General features: G+C 61.1%; 16 protein-coding genes and 1 tRNA gene. 8 read left to right on the top strand and 9 right to left on the bottom strand.

What is annotated here, in order from left to right:
• Nucleotides 1-68 precede the first annotated feature (68 nt).
• From H147_RS0114735 to H147_RS0114720, 4 genes are all read left to right on the top strand, one after another.
• Nucleotides 69-1,631 carry a bifunctional metallophosphatase/5'-nucleotidase gene (locus tag H147_RS0114735; protein WP_026352571.1) on the top strand — a complete coding sequence of 521 codons (1,563 nt, stop codon included), beginning with the start codon at nt 69-71 and terminating at the stop codon, nt 1,629-1,631.
• A gap of 160 nt (nt 1,632-1,791) precedes the next feature.
• Nucleotides 1,792-1,865: transfer RNA gene (locus H147_RS0114730), tRNA-Gly, on the top strand.
• A 92-nt stretch (nt 1,866-1,957) separates the two neighbouring features.
• Complete coding sequence (locus H147_RS0114725) at nt 1,958-3,748, top strand: ABC transporter transmembrane domain-containing protein (RefSeq protein ID WP_019956152.1); 1,791 nt, start codon at nt 1,958-1,960, stop codon at nt 3,746-3,748.
• A gap of 110 nt (nt 3,749-3,858) precedes the next feature.
• Nucleotides 3,859-5,727 carry an acyl-CoA synthetase gene (locus H147_RS0114720; protein ID WP_019956151.1) on the top strand — a complete coding sequence of 623 codons (1,869 nt, stop codon included), beginning with the start codon at nt 3,859-3,861 and terminating at the stop codon, nt 5,725-5,727.
• A gap of 32 nt (nt 5,728-5,759) precedes the next feature.
• On the opposite strand, the gene H147_RS0114715 is transcribed toward H147_RS0114720, so the two are convergent.
• From H147_RS0114715 to H147_RS0114675, 9 genes are all read right to left on the bottom strand, one after another.
• Nucleotides 5,760-6,260, bottom strand: coding sequence for a chemotaxis protein CheD (locus H147_RS0114715; RefSeq protein ID WP_019956150.1), 501 nt, complete (start codon nt 6,258-6,260; stop codon nt 5,760-5,762).
• Between the two features lie 26 nt (nt 6,261-6,286).
• Entirely contained in the window at nt 6,287-7,273 is a 987-nt protein-coding gene (locus tag H147_RS0114710; protein WP_019956149.1) for a chemotaxis protein CheB, read from the bottom strand.
• Between the two features lie 130 nt (nt 7,274-7,403).
• A complete protein-coding gene (locus H147_RS0114705) occupies nt 7,404-7,763 on the bottom strand; it encodes a hypothetical protein (RefSeq protein ID WP_019956148.1) in 360 nt (119 codons plus the stop codon).
• Nucleotides 7,760-8,146 (bottom strand): response regulator, encoded by a 387-nt coding sequence (locus H147_RS0114700; protein WP_019956147.1) that lies wholly within the window; start codon nt 8,144-8,146, stop codon nt 7,760-7,762. Before H147_RS0114700 ends, H147_RS0114705 begins: the two co-directional genes overlap by 4 nt.
• Before the next feature lie 3 nt (nt 8,147-8,149).
• Nucleotides 8,150-9,052 (bottom strand): CheR family methyltransferase, encoded by a 903-nt coding sequence (locus H147_RS0114695; RefSeq protein ID WP_019956146.1) that lies wholly within the window; start codon nt 9,050-9,052, stop codon nt 8,150-8,152.
• Nucleotides 9,049-9,516: a chemotaxis protein CheW gene (locus tag H147_RS0114690; RefSeq protein WP_019956145.1), complete on the bottom strand. Its 468-nt coding sequence runs from the start codon at nt 9,514-9,516 to the stop codon at nt 9,049-9,051. The genes H147_RS0114695 and H147_RS0114690 overlap by 4 nt, the downstream gene beginning before the upstream one ends.
• Entirely contained in the window at nt 9,500-11,578 is a 2,079-nt protein-coding gene (locus tag H147_RS0114685) for a chemotaxis protein CheA (protein ID WP_245541155.1), read from the bottom strand. The genes H147_RS0114690 and H147_RS0114685 overlap by 17 nt, the downstream gene beginning before the upstream one ends.
• Before the next feature lie 17 nt (nt 11,579-11,595).
• Nucleotides 11,596-11,967 (bottom strand): response regulator, encoded by a 372-nt coding sequence (locus H147_RS0114680; RefSeq protein WP_019956143.1) that lies wholly within the window; start codon nt 11,965-11,967, stop codon nt 11,596-11,598.
• Nucleotides 11,967-12,251 carry an STAS domain-containing protein gene (locus H147_RS0114675; protein ID WP_019956142.1) on the bottom strand — a complete coding sequence of 95 codons (285 nt, stop codon included), beginning with the start codon at nt 12,249-12,251 and terminating at the stop codon, nt 11,967-11,969. The genes H147_RS0114680 and H147_RS0114675 overlap by 1 nt, the downstream gene beginning before the upstream one ends.
• 242 nt (nt 12,252-12,493) lie before the next feature.
• On the opposite strand from H147_RS0114675, the gene H147_RS0114670 reads away from it, so the two are divergent.
• The 4 genes from H147_RS0114670 to cueR all read left to right on the top strand — a co-directional run bounded on the left by H147_RS0114670 (nt 12,494) and on the right by cueR (nt 16,722).
• Nucleotides 12,494-13,069, top strand: a complete 576-nt coding sequence (locus tag H147_RS0114670) for a L,D-transpeptidase (protein WP_019956141.1) — start codon at nt 12,494-12,496, stop codon at nt 13,067-13,069.
• Nucleotides 13,070-13,103: 34 nt separating this feature from the next.
• On the top strand, nt 13,104-13,832 hold the full coding sequence (locus H147_RS0114665) for a DsbA family protein (RefSeq protein WP_026352569.1): 729 nt from the start codon (nt 13,104-13,106) through the stop codon (nt 13,830-13,832).
• A 183-nt stretch (nt 13,833-14,015) separates the two neighbouring features.
• Nucleotides 14,016-16,316, top strand: a complete 2,301-nt coding sequence (locus H147_RS0114660) for a heavy metal translocating P-type ATPase (protein ID WP_019956139.1) — start codon at nt 14,016-14,018, stop codon at nt 16,314-16,316.
• Nucleotides 16,317-16,326: 10 nt separating this feature from the next.
• Nucleotides 16,327-16,722, top strand: a complete 396-nt coding sequence (gene cueR / locus H147_RS0114655) for a Cu(I)-responsive transcriptional regulator (RefSeq protein WP_019956138.1) — start codon at nt 16,327-16,329, stop codon at nt 16,720-16,722.
• Nucleotides 16,723-16,806 lie beyond the last annotated feature (84 nt).

Here is a 16,806-nt window from a genome sequence, read left to right as displayed (position 1 = left end):
TCGTTATGTTTGACTCCGGGGCCGTGTCGCGGCCAAGTTTGCGCAGCGAAACCAGAAAGGACATTGCCATGACAATGCGACTATTGACGACAAGCTGCGCGCTGGCGCTGATCGCGGGATCGGCCTATGCCGATTACACCCTGCACATCATCCACACCAACGATCTGCACAGCCGTATCGAATCGATCAGCGGGTCCGATTCGACCTGCGGCGCAGAGGCGAATGCCGCTGGTGAGTGCTTTGGCGGCGTGGCGCGCGTCATCACCCAGATCAACGCCCTGCGCGAGGAACTGGCAGGCGAGAACGTGATCGTCGTCGATGCGGGCGACCAATATCAGGGCAGCCTGATGTACACGACCTACAAGGGCGAGGTCGAAGCCGAATTCATGAATATCATCGGCTATGACGTCATGGCCGTGGGCAATCATGAATTCGACGATGGCGACGACGGTCTGCGCAAGCTGACTGATCTGGTGTCTTTCCCGGTCATTTCCGGCAACATTGACGTGTCCAGCTCCAACGTGCTGGCCGGACAGGTCGAAAACCACATCGTCCTTGAAATCGGCGGCGAACGGATCGGCATCATCTCGGCCTTGGCGAGTGACACGGTCGAAACCTCCAGCCCGTCGGATGCCGTGATCTTCACCCCCGAGATTGAAAGCCTGAGCGCGGATGTCGCGACCTTGCAGGATGAAGGTGTCACCAAGATCATCGCGCTGACCCATGTCGGCCTGCCCAAGGATATGGACATTGCCGCCGCCGTTGACGGGATCGACGCGATTGTGGGCGGCCATTCGCACACGCTGATGTCCAATACCGAAGAAGGTGCGCTGGCCTATCCGCAGATGGTCGGTGACGTGCCGGTCGTGCAGGCCTACGCCTATTCCAAATATGTCGGCCACCTGACGATCGTGTTCGATGACGAAGGCAACGTGACCTCGGCCACCGGTGACACGATCCTTCTGGATGCCAGCGTCGCCGAGGATGAAGCCGCCCTTGCGCGGATCGCCGAACTGGCCGGGCCGATCGAAGAGATGAAAACCCGCCTTGTCGCCGAAACAACCGACGCAATCGAAGGCGACCGCACGGTCTGCCGGGCGGTGGAATGTCCGATGGGGTCGCTGATCGCCGATGCGATGCTGGACCGCGTGCGTGATCAGGGCATCCAGATCGCGATCCAGAACGGGGGCGGTATCCGCGCCTCGATCGATGCAGGCGAAGTGACGATGGGCGAAGTCCTCAGCGTGCTGCCGTTCCAGAACACGCTGTCCACCTTCGAGGTGACAGGGGCTGACATCGTTGCCGCCCTTGAAAACGGTGTAGGCCAGATCGAGGAAGGCGCAGGCCGTTTCCCGCAGGTCGCTGGCATGAGCTTTGTCGTCAACAGCACGGCCCCGGCAGGCGAACGTATCTCTGACGTGATGGTTGGCGATGCGCCGCTTGATCCTGATGCGGTTTATGGCGTCGTGTCCAACAACTATGTCCGCAACGGCGGTGACGGCTATTCCATGTTCGAGGATGCGGCAAACGCCTATGACTTCGGCCCCGATCTGGCCGATGTGCTGGCCGAATACATGGCGGCCAATGGTCCCGTAACGCCCTATACCGATGGGCGCATCACTGTGAACTGATGCGAACACGTTGCGCGCCGCTGCAAACGGCGGCGCGCGCCGCTGCAAACGGCGGCGCGCGATGTGATGTCAGATGCGCTCCGCGCGGGGGATATTTATGCTCGGAAGATGCGGGCTGTTCCTTGACGGGGCGGGCCGCGTGACTTAATCCAACTTCTGCGCGGGCGTTGTGTAATGGTAAGACCCTTGCCTTCCAAGCAAGAGACGCGGGTTCGATTCCCGCCGCCCGCTCCACTCCTGCGACAATTGCGGACCATGAACCGGTCCCGCCTTGTGCAAACGATGGCCCAGCTTTACATCAGGCCCTGACAGACAAAGGACGCCCGATGGCCGAACCTGTGCAGACCAAAGCAGAAGACCGGCCCGTCGGCAAAAAGATCGGTGCCTTGCAGGCGCTCTGGCCTTTTATCAGACCTTACAAGTGGAACCTGATCGGCGCAGGATTTGCGCTGGTTTTCACCGCGATGGCCGCGCTGAGCCTGCCGCTGGTCGCGCGTCTGGTCGTTGACAACTTTGGTTTGGACAGCGTCGAGATCAGCCGCTATTTCGTGGCGCTTCTGGCCGTGGCTGTGCTTCTCGCCTTCGGGACGGCGCTGCGGTATTATCTGGTCACGCGTCTGGGTGAACGGGTCGTGGCCGATATCCGCAAAGCCGTGTTCAACCGCATGATCAGCATGAGCCCCGCGTTCTATGAAAAGATCATGACGGGCGAGGTCTTGAGCCGGATCACCACCGATACCACGCTGATCCTGTCGGTGATCGGCAGTTCCGCATCGATCGCACTGCGCAATATCCTGATCTTTATCGGCGGCGTTGTCCTCATGCTGCTGACCTCGGTCAAGATGAGCATCATGGTGCTTTGGCCGATCCCCGTCGTGCTGTTTCCGATCATGTTTCTGGGCCGCCGCGTGCGCAGCCTGTCGCGCGAAAACCAGGACCTGATCGCGGAATCAAGCGGTGACGCGTCCGAGCTTTTGACCTCGGCGCAGACTGTGCAGGCCTTTACCCACGAGGATCTGAGCCGCGCCAAGTTCGACGAAGTGACCGAGCAAAGTTACCGGTCGGCCCGGCGGCGCATCCTGACGCGCGCCTTTCTGACGGCCATCGTGATCTTCATGGTCTTTGCCGCCATCGTGCTGTTCCTGCAGATGGGGTCGGAAGATGTCGTCGCGGGCGAGATTACCGAAGGCGGGCTGGTGCAGTTCATGATCTACACGATCATGGTCGGCGGTGCCGTCGCCGCCCTGTCCGAGGTCTGGGGCGAATTGCAGCGCGCGGCAGGCGCCACCGAACGGCTGATCGAATTGCTGACCATCGAGGACAGCGTGACCGACCCCGCGCAGCCTCGCCAGCTTCCGGCACCTGTCCGGGGCGAGTTGCACTTTGAAAACCTGCGCTTCAGCTATCCGTCGCGCATGTCGATTTCCGCGCTTGACGGGATCGACCTGCACATCGCACCGGGTGAGACTGTCGCCCTTGTCGGCCCGTCCGGCGCGGGCAAAAGCACGATCATCCAGCTGGTCCAGCGGTTCTATGATCCGCAGGAAGGGGCCGTGAAGCTCGACGGGATCGACCTGCGCGACCTGAACCGTGCCGAATTCCGCAAGCATATCGCGCTTGTGCCGCAAGACCCGGTGATCTTTGCCGATACCGCGCGCGAAAATATCCGTTTCGGTCGCCCCGATGCCACCGACGCAGAGGTCGAAGCGGCCGCCAAGGCCGCGGCTGCGCATGATTTCCTGACCGCATTGCCTGACGGCTACGAAAGCTATGTCGGCGAACGCGGCGTCATGCTGTCGGGCGGGCAAAAGCAGCGCATCGCCATCGCCCGCGCCATCTTGCGCGATGCCCCGGTCCTGTTGCTGGACGAAGCGACAAGCGCGCTTGACGCCGAAAGCGAATATGCGGTCCAGCGTGCGGTCGAGGATCTGGCCAAGACACGCACGACGCTGATCGTCGCGCATCGTCTGGCCACAGTGAAAAAGGCCGACCGGATCGTCGTTTTCGACGCGGGCCGGATCGTCGCGCAGGGCACACATGACGCGCTGGTCGCGCAGGGCGGTCTTTATGCCCGTCTGGCGCGGTTGCAGTTTACCGAAGGCGTCGCCGCCGAATAGCACGACTTTCGTAGCGTCAGTCTTGCACCCATGGCCGACTTTGACCAACGTGCCGCCCTGAGGGACGCGCCGCAAGGCTGCGGAAAGAACCAAAAGGGGAGGAATGCGGCATGGCATTTGCAACGATGGCGGATCGCGACGCGATTCATAACGAAATGCCGTGGGCCGACCGCCGCTTGCCGGTGACGACCTTTGCGCTTCTGTCGCAAACCGCTGCCGCGCATGGCGCGCGCAAGGCCGTCAGTTTCAGCCTGTTGTCCGACCCCGACGCATTCTGCGAAACGCTCACCTGGTCGGAATTGCAGGCCAAGACCGCCCAGGCGGCCAACCTGTTCCGTGACCTTGGAATCGGGGAAAAAGATGTCGTGGCCTTCGTGCTGCCCAATGCGACAGAAACGATCTTGACCTACTTGGGCGGGCAGGTCGCGGGGATCGTCAACCCTATCAACCCGCTGCTGGACGCCGAACAGATCGGCGCGATCCTGCGTGAAACCAAGGCCAAGGTCGTCGTGACCCTGCGCGCCTTTCCCAAGACCGACGTCGCCCAGAAAACCGCCGAGGCCGTGCGCCTTGCGCCCAATGTCACCACCGTGCTCGAAGTGGATCTGCACCGGTACCTGACCGGGCTCAAACGGCTGATCGTGCCGCTGATCCGGCCCAAGAACCCTGTCGCGCACAACGCCAAGGTGCTGGATTTCAACGCAGAACTGGCCAAGCGGCCCACAACGCTGGCCTTTGCGGATTCCGACAGGGACCGGGTTGCGGCCTATTTCCACACCGGTGGCACCACGGGCATGCCCAAGGTCGTGCAGCACCGCTATTCCGGGATCGTCTATAACGCCTGGCTGGGCGCGCGGTTGTTGTTCACCGAACAAGACGTGCAGATCTGCCCGCTGCCGCTGTTCCACGTTTTTGCGACGATCGTGTCGCTGGGCGCATCGCTGGGGTCGGGGGCGCAGGTCGTGTTTCCCACACCGCAGGGGTATCGGGGTGAAGGTGTGTTCGACAATTTCTGGAAACTGGTCGCCAAGCACAAGGTCACCTTCATGATCACCGTGCCGACAGCGATGTCGGCGCTGATGCAGCGCAAGGTCGATGCCGATATCTCGTCGCTGCGCCTGGCGTTTTGCGGGTCCGCGCCCTTGCCGCTCGAACTTTACAAGAAATTCGAGGCGGCGGCGGGTGTTACCATTTGCGAAGGCTACGGCCTGACTGAGGCGACATGTCTTGTGTCGATCAACCCGCCAGACGGGGAAAAACGCGTCGGGTCGATCGGCATGCCGTTCCCGTATACCGACGTCAAGATCGTTTCGGCGGCGACCGGCATGGAATGCGGTGTCGATGAAATAGGCGAAATCTGCGTCGCCAGTCCGGGTGTGTTCAGCGGGCAAACCTATACCGAGGCCGACAAGAACCGCGACATGTTTTACAACGACCATTTGCGTACCGGCGATCTGGGCCGGATCGATGCGGATGGGTATCTTTGGATCACCGGGCGGGCCAAGGATCTGATCATCCGCGGTGGGCACAACATCGACCCCGCCGAGATCGAAGAAGCGATGGCGGGTCACCCTGCGGTCGCTTTTGCCGGGGCCATCGGCCAGCCCGATGCGCATGCCGGTGAGGTCCCTTGCGTTTACGTGGAACTGGTTGCCGGTGCCGATGTGACCGACGCGGCGCTGCTTGATTACGCGAAAGAACATATTCACGAACGCGCGGCGCATCCGAAACATCTTGAGGTGCTGGCCGAGCTTCCAAAAACCGCCGTCGGCAAGATATTCAAGCCTGATCTGAGAAAACGCGCGATCACGCGAATCTACAATGCCGCGCTTGCCGATGTTCCGGCCCATGTCGATAGCGTCATGGAGGACAAAAGGCGTGGTCTTGTGGCGCAGATCACCGCCGATCCACATCTTGCCGACCAGATCGGCACAGCGCTTGGCGTTTACACGATTCCCTGGGAGATCGTGAAAAAGTAACCCGCGGTGATGGCCATGACATGTAAACTGCATCAGAACAGCGTGATATCTGCGGCCTGTCTCGGGCGCGTAACCTGAGTCTCGGGCGGGGGCGAACCGGTGATCTGCATCTGCCGCGCGGCGCCTGTCGTCGGGGTGAATTGGACACGGCGGGCCAGCGTGCCGCCAAGACTCTGCGACAAGCAGGGGATGCCCTCTCTCTCCAGAAAAGACTGGGCAAAGTCGCCGTTGGACTGGCCGATGTCGCGGGCGTGAACCGTCATGCGGGCACCGCCGAATATTTTGGCCTGTAACCTGCGCCGGTCACCGCCGGCCCGCAATATCTTGTTGATCAGCAACTCCATCGCGTTCACGCCATATTTTAAATCTGCGGTATTGGCATCGCCTCCGGTCGCCAGCAGAAAATGGTTCATTCCGCCGACCTTCGCCTGCCGGTCAAACAGGCAGACTGCAACGCAGGAACCCAGAATGGTGGACATCACGACATGGACATCGTTCGATACGGCAAAATCCCCCTGCACGATCGTGACCATCTTCGACGGCGTGGTGTTAACGTCCGTCATGCGCGTTGCCTGTGCAGGGCGGCGCGCAGCAAGCTCGGGCCGATCTGCTGAATAGGAAGTTCGGTTTCGATCCCCCCCAATGCGTTCGCAACGCGGGGCATTCCGTAGACGACGGATGTTGCTTCATCCTGGCCAAAGGTGCGGGCCCCAGCTGCGCGAAGCGCGGTGATGCCTTCTGCGCCGTCCCGGCCCATCCCGGTCAGAATGGCCGCGGTGACATGCGGGGCAAATGGGACCGCCGAATGAAAAAGGGCATCGACGGACGGTCGGTGGCCGGATTGACGCGGGGCCTCGTCCAGTTTGATGCGGGCCGGTGCCGCATTCCTGAGGCGTACATGATGGGTATCGCCCGCAGCCAGATAGATATGACCGGGCTGTAAGCTGGCGTCATGCGTTGCGGCCAGCACTTTTGCTGAGGTGACGCCGTCCAACAGGCGGATCAGGCTGCCCGCAAAGTTACCGCCCGTGTGCTGTACGATCACGGCCGGCGGGGTCGCGGCGTGAAAATGGCGCAGGATCTGCATCAGGGCATCAATGCCGCCAGTCGACGAACCTATCAGGATGGTGCTGCGCGGGTCGACCCGCCCGTTTGATGCAGGCGCTGCGACGATCACTTCGGGGCGGCGCCTGCGCCTGCTGGGCCCAAGCGCAGCTATCAGGTCGCTGTCGGAAGCCGTGCCCGGCAGCACCCGGATAGCGGGATTGGCCCGCAGGGCGGCATCTGTCACGTTCGCCTGCTGCGGCGTACCCAGCACCACGCAGCCAATGCCCATGATGCTGAAAAGCGTCGCGAGGAGTTCGAATTCGGGACAATCCGCGATGTCGGTGGTCAGCACGACACAATCAGGTTCATGATGTTCCGCGAAATCGTAGACTTCCGTCAGTCCGGTCGCGGCCCGAACCACCTCGATCTCGAGACGCTCCAGGCGTCGCTGCAACTGGCCCAGCATGATTGCTGACCTGTGCGCGATCAGGATCCGCATGTTCTGCCTCCAGTCATGGTTGCTGTCAGAGATAGGACGCTGTGAAACGCATTGCACCCCACCCATCGACAGCCAAGACTGCCGCTTGGCCGTGCGAATGTCATCGTCCGGCTGGCGATCTCCCACTGCATCAGAAGATTGCTATTCTTGTCTGGTCATGATCGCTTTGTGGGGCGTCGTCACCGATCAGGTCCCGGAGCCACGCCAGCCGCATTCGTGCAATTATCGCCGTTCGGTGCGACGCCGTTTGGACGGGGCCGTGTTCACCCAGTCCTTCCATCAAGGTTGCGAGATCAGCAAGCGATTGTAAAACAAGGTCGAAATCCTGCAACGACTTTGTCTTTTGGGGTAAATCGGTCGCGCATACACACATTTGCAAAGCCGCTTCTTCAAGGCGCGAGACGATCGTCGCAACCTCGCGCAAGGCGGTGCCGATGTTGTCGAACGTCCGGTCAGGTCGAGCCGATGAGGCCCCCGAATGCATGATCATAGCCGACCCACCACGCTTTCGATGCATTGCTTCATGCTCGCCGTCGAAAAAGGTTTTTTGATGATGTTGTTCAGCCCAAGGGCTTTGCCTTTGGCGACCAAGTCGTGGGTCGGATTCCCGGTAACAAGAATGAATCCGATCCGTGCTGTCGCCTTGTGTTGTCGCAGAGCGCGCAAGAGTTCGAGCCCGTCCATACCGGGCATGTTGTAGTCGGAAAGCACCAGGTGAACCGGATCCGCGATCAGTTTGTTGAGAGCGGCCAGCCCATCGTTTTCTGCCTGGTTTTTCCAGATGCCCATCTCTTCGATGGCTTGGACGAGCAGGCCACGGCTGACGCCCATGTCGTCGACGATCATCACGCGCAATGTGTCTTTCAAGCTCATGGTTCAGTCTTTCCTTTGGGGACTTATCGGGCCTGCGTCGCGGGGCAATCGTCGATAGGTGGTAATGGCGACGCTGCGGAAATCGACCTGGGCGTGCCCGGTCAGGCGTTCCGAATGGCCGATCATGAGATGGCCGTCATCATGCAACACATCCGCAAAGCGTTGCCACAGACGAACCTGTGTTTCCTTGTCGAAGTAGATCGCCGCATTTCGGCAGAAGATGACATCGAATCGCCGCCGCATCGGCCATTCTGCGATCAGGTTCAATTCGCCAAATGTCACCAGCGACATCAGATCTGGCCTAATCCGAAATTGCGCCGCACCGCCGCCATCGTCGATCATCAGACGTTTGTATTCGGTCGGAATTGCATCGGCCTGATCGCGATCATATTCCGCCTGCCGCGCTTTGCGGATCATTTGCGGGTCGACATCGGTTGCCAGCACCTTGATGTCCAGCCGCGATGCATCGGGGCAAGCATCACGGATCATCGCGGCGATGGAATAGGCTTCTTGTCCTGCCGAGCAGGCCGACGACCAGATCCGGATAGGTGTGCCTTTTTTTGCTTTTTCGAAGAGTTCCGGAAGGATATGTTCCCGCAGAAAGGTAAAATGGTGCCGCTCGCGGAAAAAGTGGGTCACATTCGTCGTGAGGGCAGAAAGGAGATGCGACTGCTCGTCTTGACTGCGGGGATCCGACAGCAAAGCGCAGTAACTTTCGAAGTCTGGCAGGGCAAGCGCCCGCAATCTTTTCGTCAGCCGCGAATAGACAAGCGGTTTCTTGGATGGTTGCAAATGCAGTCCATACCGCTTGTGTGCCAGTTCCGCGATCAGTCGAAAATCGTTGTCGGTGAACTGGTATTCCCGGGCTGTCAGATCCGATCCCGCAAAGTGATCAGGCGCGTTCATGCGGCCACCTGATTGGTCGGACCGAGCAATGCTGACAGGCTGATGATCTTCGTCATGTCATCGCCAAGCGGGATGATCCCGAGAATGGCACGGGTCGTTGTATCTTCAGGACCTCTGGGTGTTTCGCGCACGGTATGGGCGTCGACCCCCAGAATCTCTGAAACCGACTCGACCAAAAGGCCGATGATCCTGTCTTCGACCGCGATGATGATGATCACATGCCGTTCGGTTGGCATGATCTTGGCAAAGCCAAGCTTTGCCGCCAGGTCGATAATCGGAATGACCGCACCGCGCAGGTTGATGACGCCCAAGACGTGATCGGGTGAATGCGGCAGGACCGTGACCGGGGTCCACCGACGGATTTCCCTGATCTGTTTGATTTCGATACAGAAATTCTGTCCACCAGCAACCAGTGTAACGAACTCCAGCCGTTCCGATTTTTGAAGTTCAGCAAGCTGCGACATAAGAGACGTCCCTTCCATTTTGGCTGTTGGTGGCGGCATAGGCCGTGTTGCCTTGGGCGACGGCCTCGGGATCGATGATCAGGGCTATCTTGCCGTCACCAAGGATCGTTGCGCCTGATATGCCGGATATCTCGCCGTAATTGCCTTGCATGCTTTTGACGACGACCTGGCGCTGGTCGAAGATATCGTCGACGGCCAGCGCACATTGAGGAACACTGTCGGTCTGGATCAGCAAAAGAACCCGGTCCGTCATTTCGCGCGGCGTCGCGGATTGCCCCATGCGTTCGGCCAGATCAATGATCGGCACATATTCCCCGCGGATGCGCAAGAGTGTGTTGTTGAGCCCGATTTGCGAAAGGTCCGCAGCTTTTGGTCTGACCGTTTCCAGAATACTGGAAATCGGAACAACCATCGTCTGCCCGCCGAGGTTGATGATCATCCCGTCCATGACCGCAAGTGTCAGCGGCAGGGTGATCGAAAAGGTCGTGCCTTGGCCGAACTGGCTGGTAATCGCGACACGGCCACCCAAGGCCGTGATGGCTGTCTTGACCACGTCCATGCCGACGCCACGCCCAGACAGGTTGGTCACCTCCTTGGCCGTCGAGAATCCGGGAGCAAAAAGCAGGTGATCGATTTCCGTTTCGGACAATTGCGCGTCCTCGGCGACCAGTCCTTTCGAGACGGCGATTTCCCTGATCTTGGGACGGTTGAGGCCGGCGCCGTCGTCGGCGATTTCGATGACAATACTGCCGGATCTTTGCCGGGCGGCAAGCCGCAGTTTTCCCTGTCGGTTCTTGCCGGCTGCCGCCCGATTGTCAGGTGGTTCGATCCCGTGATCGATCGCATTGCGGATCATATGTGTGAGTGGATCAGCCAGCCGTTCGACGACTGTCTTGTCGACTTCGGTCGCGTCGCCTTCGGTAATGAGTTCAACCAGTTTGCCGGTTGCATCCGCCGCTTCACGCGCGATGCGCAGCATGCGCTGGAACAGGGGTTTGACCGGCTGCGCGCGGATCGCCATCACGCCTTCCTGGATTTCCCGTGCCAGCAGTTTGTAATCGTCAAGATCGGCGAACAGTTCAGCAGCATTGGGCAGGTTCGCCTGCTGCAACCGTTGGGAAATGACCGACTGGTTGATGATGAGTTCACCCACCGCGTTGATCAGGCGGTCGATCCGTTCAGGATCGACGCGGAGCGATGTTGCCGCGCGACTGCCGCCCCGGTCCTGAGCGCTGCGCGCTTTTTGATCGCCGGTGTCAGGCTGGGGATCAACGGAAGGCGTGTCGACGACGTCGTCTGCCGTTGCCGCCGCTGTTGTACCTGCCTGTGGCGGGTCAGGTATGTCGGTGTCTGCACTGCGCAAGCTGACCTGCAATGCGCAAAGGTCGTCGACGAATTCGAACACTTCAAGGATCGGCAGATCCGACCCGAGCCCGTCGATTTCCACCCGCCAGGACAGCAGTCCATCCTGCCAGTGCAATTCCTCCAAAGACGTGGGAAGGCGGGACGTATCCACCGAGACGCGCGTCGGCCCCAATGCCTGCAAGGCCGCGATGATCAGGACCGGGTCATTGCCGCTGGTGTAAAAGGCCGCACTGGGTGCGAAAGTGACAACATAGGTTGATGTCGCATCGTCGGGCGCGTCGAACGCTAGGGTCAACGCCTCGAATACGAAGTCTTCGGCATCCGCTGGCGCATCGCCAAGGAATGACTGCAAGTCTGCCATGACCGGGTCCACCTGGGCCTGGTTTGTCGGCAAATCCTCTCTCGCGGTGTCGATCAGGTCGGCAAGAACATCGCCGGATCGTTGCAGGACGTGCAGGATGCGGTCATCCAGCGCAAGCCGCTGCGAGCGGACATGATCGAGGACCGTCTCAAAAGTGTGCGCAAAACCGACGAGATCATCAAGGGCAAAGGCCCCTGCCGCGCCCTTGACCGAATGGACGGCACGAAAGACGGCATTGACGGTCTCGCTATCCGTGCGGCCATCGCGCATTGCGGTCAGCCCTTCGGTCAACGCGGCGATCAGGTCTTCGCATTCTTCGAAAAAAACATCGCGCATGGTCGGATCGCCGGTCATCACGCTGCCCCTGTCAGGCGGCGGATAACGGCCACCAGAGCTTCGTCATCGAAGGGTTTGACGATCCAGCCTGTTGCGCCCGCCTTTCGCGCGCGTTCTTTCAAGGCGGCGCCGCTTTCCGTGGTCAGCACAAGGACCGGAACGGTGCGGTTGCGGGTGCCGCCGCGGATGTCGGCAATCACCTCGAACCCGTCCTTGTTGGGCATGTTGACGTCGGTGATCACGAGATCGGCGTCTTCGTGTCGGAACTTTTCGATGCCATCCACCCCGTCAACAGCGGTCGACACCTCGAACCCGGCGTTTTGCAGGGTTTGGGTGAGCAGGCTGCGAATTGTGCGCGAATCGTCGATGGCGAGAATGCGTGTTACCATCAAAGTGCCCCTTGTTTTTCCGGCAGCGGCCAAAGCGCAAGCATTTCCAAGGCGTTGCGCAGGTCGTCCGATGCATTTGCGAGGGTCAGATGTTGCCCGTTCGCAGCCCACGCAACGCTGGCCGTGGCAAGTATCTGTGCCGCAAGGCCGCCAAGACGGCTGACATCGCGGCCATCGATCACAAGGTCGCTTCCCTGCGCCCTTGTCAGAGCGGCATGAAGGTCTTCGCAAGCCTCGAACGTCAGGACGGGAGGCAGGGCAAATATGGCTGTGTCGGCCGGCATGGTGAAACGATCCTTCGTTGCGCATCGACGGTCCTTATCTGCCACTACCGCTTAAGATCATGTAAACATGCGCAAGATTTTCATCGCCCGCGGACCCTCGGTTGCCTGGCATCTTCAAATCTGCGTGTGGCGTCGCGCGTGCGCGCTGATTTCGTGGTATTTCCGGCGCGAAGCACATAAAGGTTGGCGCGGTTGATACGACCCGGTATCTTCGCTGACGATTGTCCAAGATGAGGCCAGCAATGAAAAACAACAATGACATGACACCGTCGCGCCGCGCCGTGCTGCTTGGGGCGACTGCTGTGACCCTTTTCGCACCATCCGTGTTGCGTGCGCAAACCCAGCAGGCACCCGTTGACCGCAATATTGCTGCATTCCGGGTCCATGAATGGCGCGACCATTTTGAGTCCATCGGGGTGGGCGCCATCCTTGCCGATACGAAATCGATGTTCCTGCAGCACTGGACACCTGACGGGGATATGCGGATTTACCCGACCTCGGTGCCGCTTTCCGATGATCTGACCCGCACCGGCTATACTGAGGTGATCGACAAGCGCGTCGCGCCAAGCTGGGCCCCGACACCTGCGATGCGCCAGCGCAACCCCGAATGGCCTGCGTTCATTCCGGGCGGTGACCCGATGAACCCGATGGGGTCGCATGCGCTGTATCTGTCCTGGCAATTCTACCGGATTCACGGCACACAGGACACGCGCAAGATCGGTCGGCGGTCATCGAATGGCTGTATCGGGCTGTTCAACGAACAGATCGCCGAGGTTTACGAGCGTGCGCCGGTCGGCACAAAGGTCCGGCTGATCTGAACCAATCCCGCTGACCTGCTTTGGAAGGAAAAGCATGACATTCGCCCGACTCTTCTGCGTTGCAATGCTTTGCGCCGCCCCTATCGTCGGCGCCGCACAAGGCATGACCGAAGATCAGGTCAAGGCGCTTGTTCTGGAAACCATCCGCGAGAATCCCGACATCATCGTCGAAGCCTTGCAGATACTGGAGCTTGAGCAGCAAGAGGCGCAGGCGGCCGCTGCAAAAGCGGTGCTCGCGGAGCAGCGTGAGATTCTTGAAAACGACCCCAATGCGCCCGTCATCGGCAACCCTGATGGTGATGTGACAGTGGTCGAGTTTTTTGATTACAACTGCCCGTTTTGCCGGAATGCCAAGCTCGAGCTCGACGGTTTGCTCAGCGCCGATGGCAATGTGCGCGTCGTCATGCGGGAATGGCCGGTGCTGGGGGAAGGCTCTGTTTTTGCTGCCCGCGCAGCGCTCGCTTCGCGCGCGCAGGGGAAATACGAGGAATTTCACAACGCCCTGATGACGATGGACGGCCGTGCCGAGGAACAAAGCGTTATCCGTGTCGCGGCACGTGTCGGGCTTGATGTCGATCAGTTGCGGCGCGATATGGATGCCCCCGAGATCGCGGAGCATCTGCAATTGTCGAGCGGGCTTGGCCGTGCGCTAGGCTTTACCGGGACGCCGTCATTCGTGATCGGTGAAAATCTTGCGCCTGGCATGATCCGCGCCGATCAGATGCAACAGCTGGTCGCAGCTGCCCGCGCGACAAACCAATAAACCGGTGCGCAGACGCCGTGTAACCTGCACCCGCAGACCCGGAAAGCCGGACTATGTGCCATGCGGCGCGTACACGATGTGCGTATGCTGACGGGACCGATCCGGATTTTTCGACACAAGGGGCTTGAGCTTCCAGCGACTGGAAGGCCTATGTGATGGGCAGACAAGGAAAGGTCTCGTCTCATGGCACAGCCTACGACAATCCGGCTCGCAATCGAAGGCATGTCCTGCGCGTCCTGCGTGGGCCGCGTGGACCGGGCGCTTGCGGCCGTGCCGGGGGTGCAATCGGTCGCTGTCAACCTTGCAACGGAAACGGCGACGATCACGCTGGCTGATCGTCGCATCACAGCGGCGCAACTGGCCGCCGTCAGCACCGAAGCGGGCTATCCTGCGGTGTCTGCCGAACCTGACCAGACCAGCCTGAACGCCGCCCGCAAGGCCGACGAAGCCCATGTTCTGGCGCGCAGTACGCTGTTTGCGGCGGCCCTCGCGCTGCCAGTTTTCATTCTGGAAATGGGCGCGCATCTGGTGCCGGCGTTCCACCATGTCATTGCCACCACGATCGGAATGCAGACGTCCTGGATCATCCAGTTCGTGCTGACGACGCTGGTGCTGTTCGGGCCGGGCCGGTTGTTTTTCGCCAAAGGCTTGCCTGCGCTGTTCAAGGGCGCGCCGGACATGAACAGCCTTGTGGCGTTGGGCACGGGGGCGGCATGGACCTATTCGGTCGTCGCAACCTTTTTGCCCACGCTCATTCGCGCCGATATACGCGCCGTCTATTTCGAGGCGGCGGCGGTGATCGTCGTGCTGATCCTGCTGGGCCGCTTGCTCGAGGCGCGGGCCAAGGGGCGGACGGGCGCGGCGATACAGGCGCTGCTTGGCTTGCAGGTCAGGCAAGCCCGTGTGCTGCGCGACGGCAAGCTGGTGGCGGTTGATGTGGATGCGCTGGCGGTGGGCGATGTCATTACCCTGCGCCCCGGCGAACGGGTGCCGGTGGACGGCACCGTGACCGAAGGGACCAGCCCGGTCGACGAAAGCATGATGACGGGTGAACCGCTGCCTGTGGTCAAGATCATAGGTGACACGCTGACCGGTGGCACGGTTAACGGGCAGGGCGGGCTGACCTTTGCGGCAACCCGGGTGGGCCAGGATACGACCTTGGCGCAGATCATCCGCATGGTGACAGAGGCGCAGGGTGCGAAACTGCCCATCCAGGATGTCGTGGACCGCGTGACCTTGTGGTTCGTGCCCGCGATATTGTTGCTGGCGGTGCTGACGGTGGGGGTCTGGCTGGTCCTTGGACCTGATCCGACACTGGCGCTGGTGGCCGGCGTGTCGGTCCTTATCATCGCTTGTCCTTGCGCAATGGGGCTGGCCGTGCCGACCTCGATCATGGTGGGCAGCGGGCGGGCCGCCGAAATGGGCGTGTTGTTCCGCAAGGGGGCAGCCTTGCAGCAACTGGCCGATTTGCCTGTGATCGCCTTTGACAAGACGGGGACACTGACCGCGGGCAAGCCGTATCTGACCGATCTGGTGCTGGCAGACGGGTTTGACCGTGCCCGCGTCCTGCGCCTTGCCGCAGCTGTCGAGGCGAAATCCGAACATCCCATCGGGGCGGCCATCGTCGCCGCCGCCCGTGCCGAGGGGCTGGGCGAGGCGGCGGTCAGCGATTTCCGCGCCATCACCGGTTACGGTGTTACCGCCACGGTCGACGGCAGCCGCGTGCTGATCGGGGCGGACCGGTTGCTGGCGCGCGAAGGCATCGCCACAGGCGCGCTTGCCACGGCCGAGGCGGCGCTCGCGGAACGCGGACGCACCGCGCTCTTTGTCGCCATCGACGGGCAGGCGGCTGCGGTCATCGCAGTGGCTGATCCGGTCAAGCCCGGAACGGCGGCGGCGATTGCCGCGTTGAAAGCCATGGGTGTGAAAATCGCCATGATCACCGGCGACAAGGCCGCGACCGCCGAGGCGATTGCCCGCGAGATCGGGATCGACCATGTCGTCGCTGGTGTTCTCCCGGATGGCAAGGTCGCCGCACTCGACCAGCTGCGTGCGCAGGGCAGGGTTGCCTTTGTCGGTGACGGGATCAATGACGCCCCCGCGCTGGCCCATGCAGATGTCGGGATCGCCATCGGCACCGGCACCGATGTCGCCATTGAGACGGCGGATGTGGTGCTGATGTCGGGTGATCTGCGCGGCGTGGTCAACGCCGTCGCCGTGTCACAGGCGACGATGCGCAATATCCGCCAAAATCTCGGCTGGGCGTTCGGATATAACGTCGCATTGGTGCCGGTGGCGGCGGGCGTGCTTTACCCGGTGTTCGGCCTGTTGTTGTCGCCTGTCTTTGCCGCCGCCGCGATGGCGCTGTCGTCGGTGTCCGTAGTGTCGAACGCCTTGCGCCTGCGGCGACTGCGCCCTGTCATGGACGAGAAACCGCCAGAACCGCCTGTCAATTTCGGCACCGCGCCGCAACCCGCAGAATAGGAGGAGCGCCATGAACATCGGTGAAGTCGCCGCCAAATCCGGTCTGCCCGCCAAGACGATCCGCTATTACGAAGACATCGGCCTGATCCAGCCCGAACGGCACGACAACGGCTATCGGGTGTTCCGGCAGACGCAATTGCACAAGCTGATGTTTGTGGCGCGCGCGCGGTCCTTGGGATTTTCCATCGACGATTGCCGGATTCTTCTGGCGCTTTACGAAGACGACAGCCGCGCCTCGGCGCAGGTCAAGGCGCTGGCGCAGGACCATCTGACACAGATCGACGCCAAGATCGCGGGGCTGCGCGCGATGCGCGACACGCTCGCAGATCTGGTCGATGCGTGCCACGGCGACAGCCGCCCGGATTGCCCCATTCTCAAGGATCTGGCGGCGGCCCATGACGGATAGGCCCGGTCCGTCCCGGTGCCCCGGGACGGGCGCTCCGCGCGGGGATATTTGGGCTCGGAAGATGGCGGGATGTCGCGCAAGCTT

It is taken from the genome of Yoonia vestfoldensis DSM 16212 (genome assembly GCF_000382265.1).
Lineage (GTDB): Bacteria > Pseudomonadota > Alphaproteobacteria > Rhodobacterales > Rhodobacteraceae > Yoonia > Yoonia vestfoldensis.
This window is presented reverse-complemented; position numbering and strand designations above follow the sequence as displayed.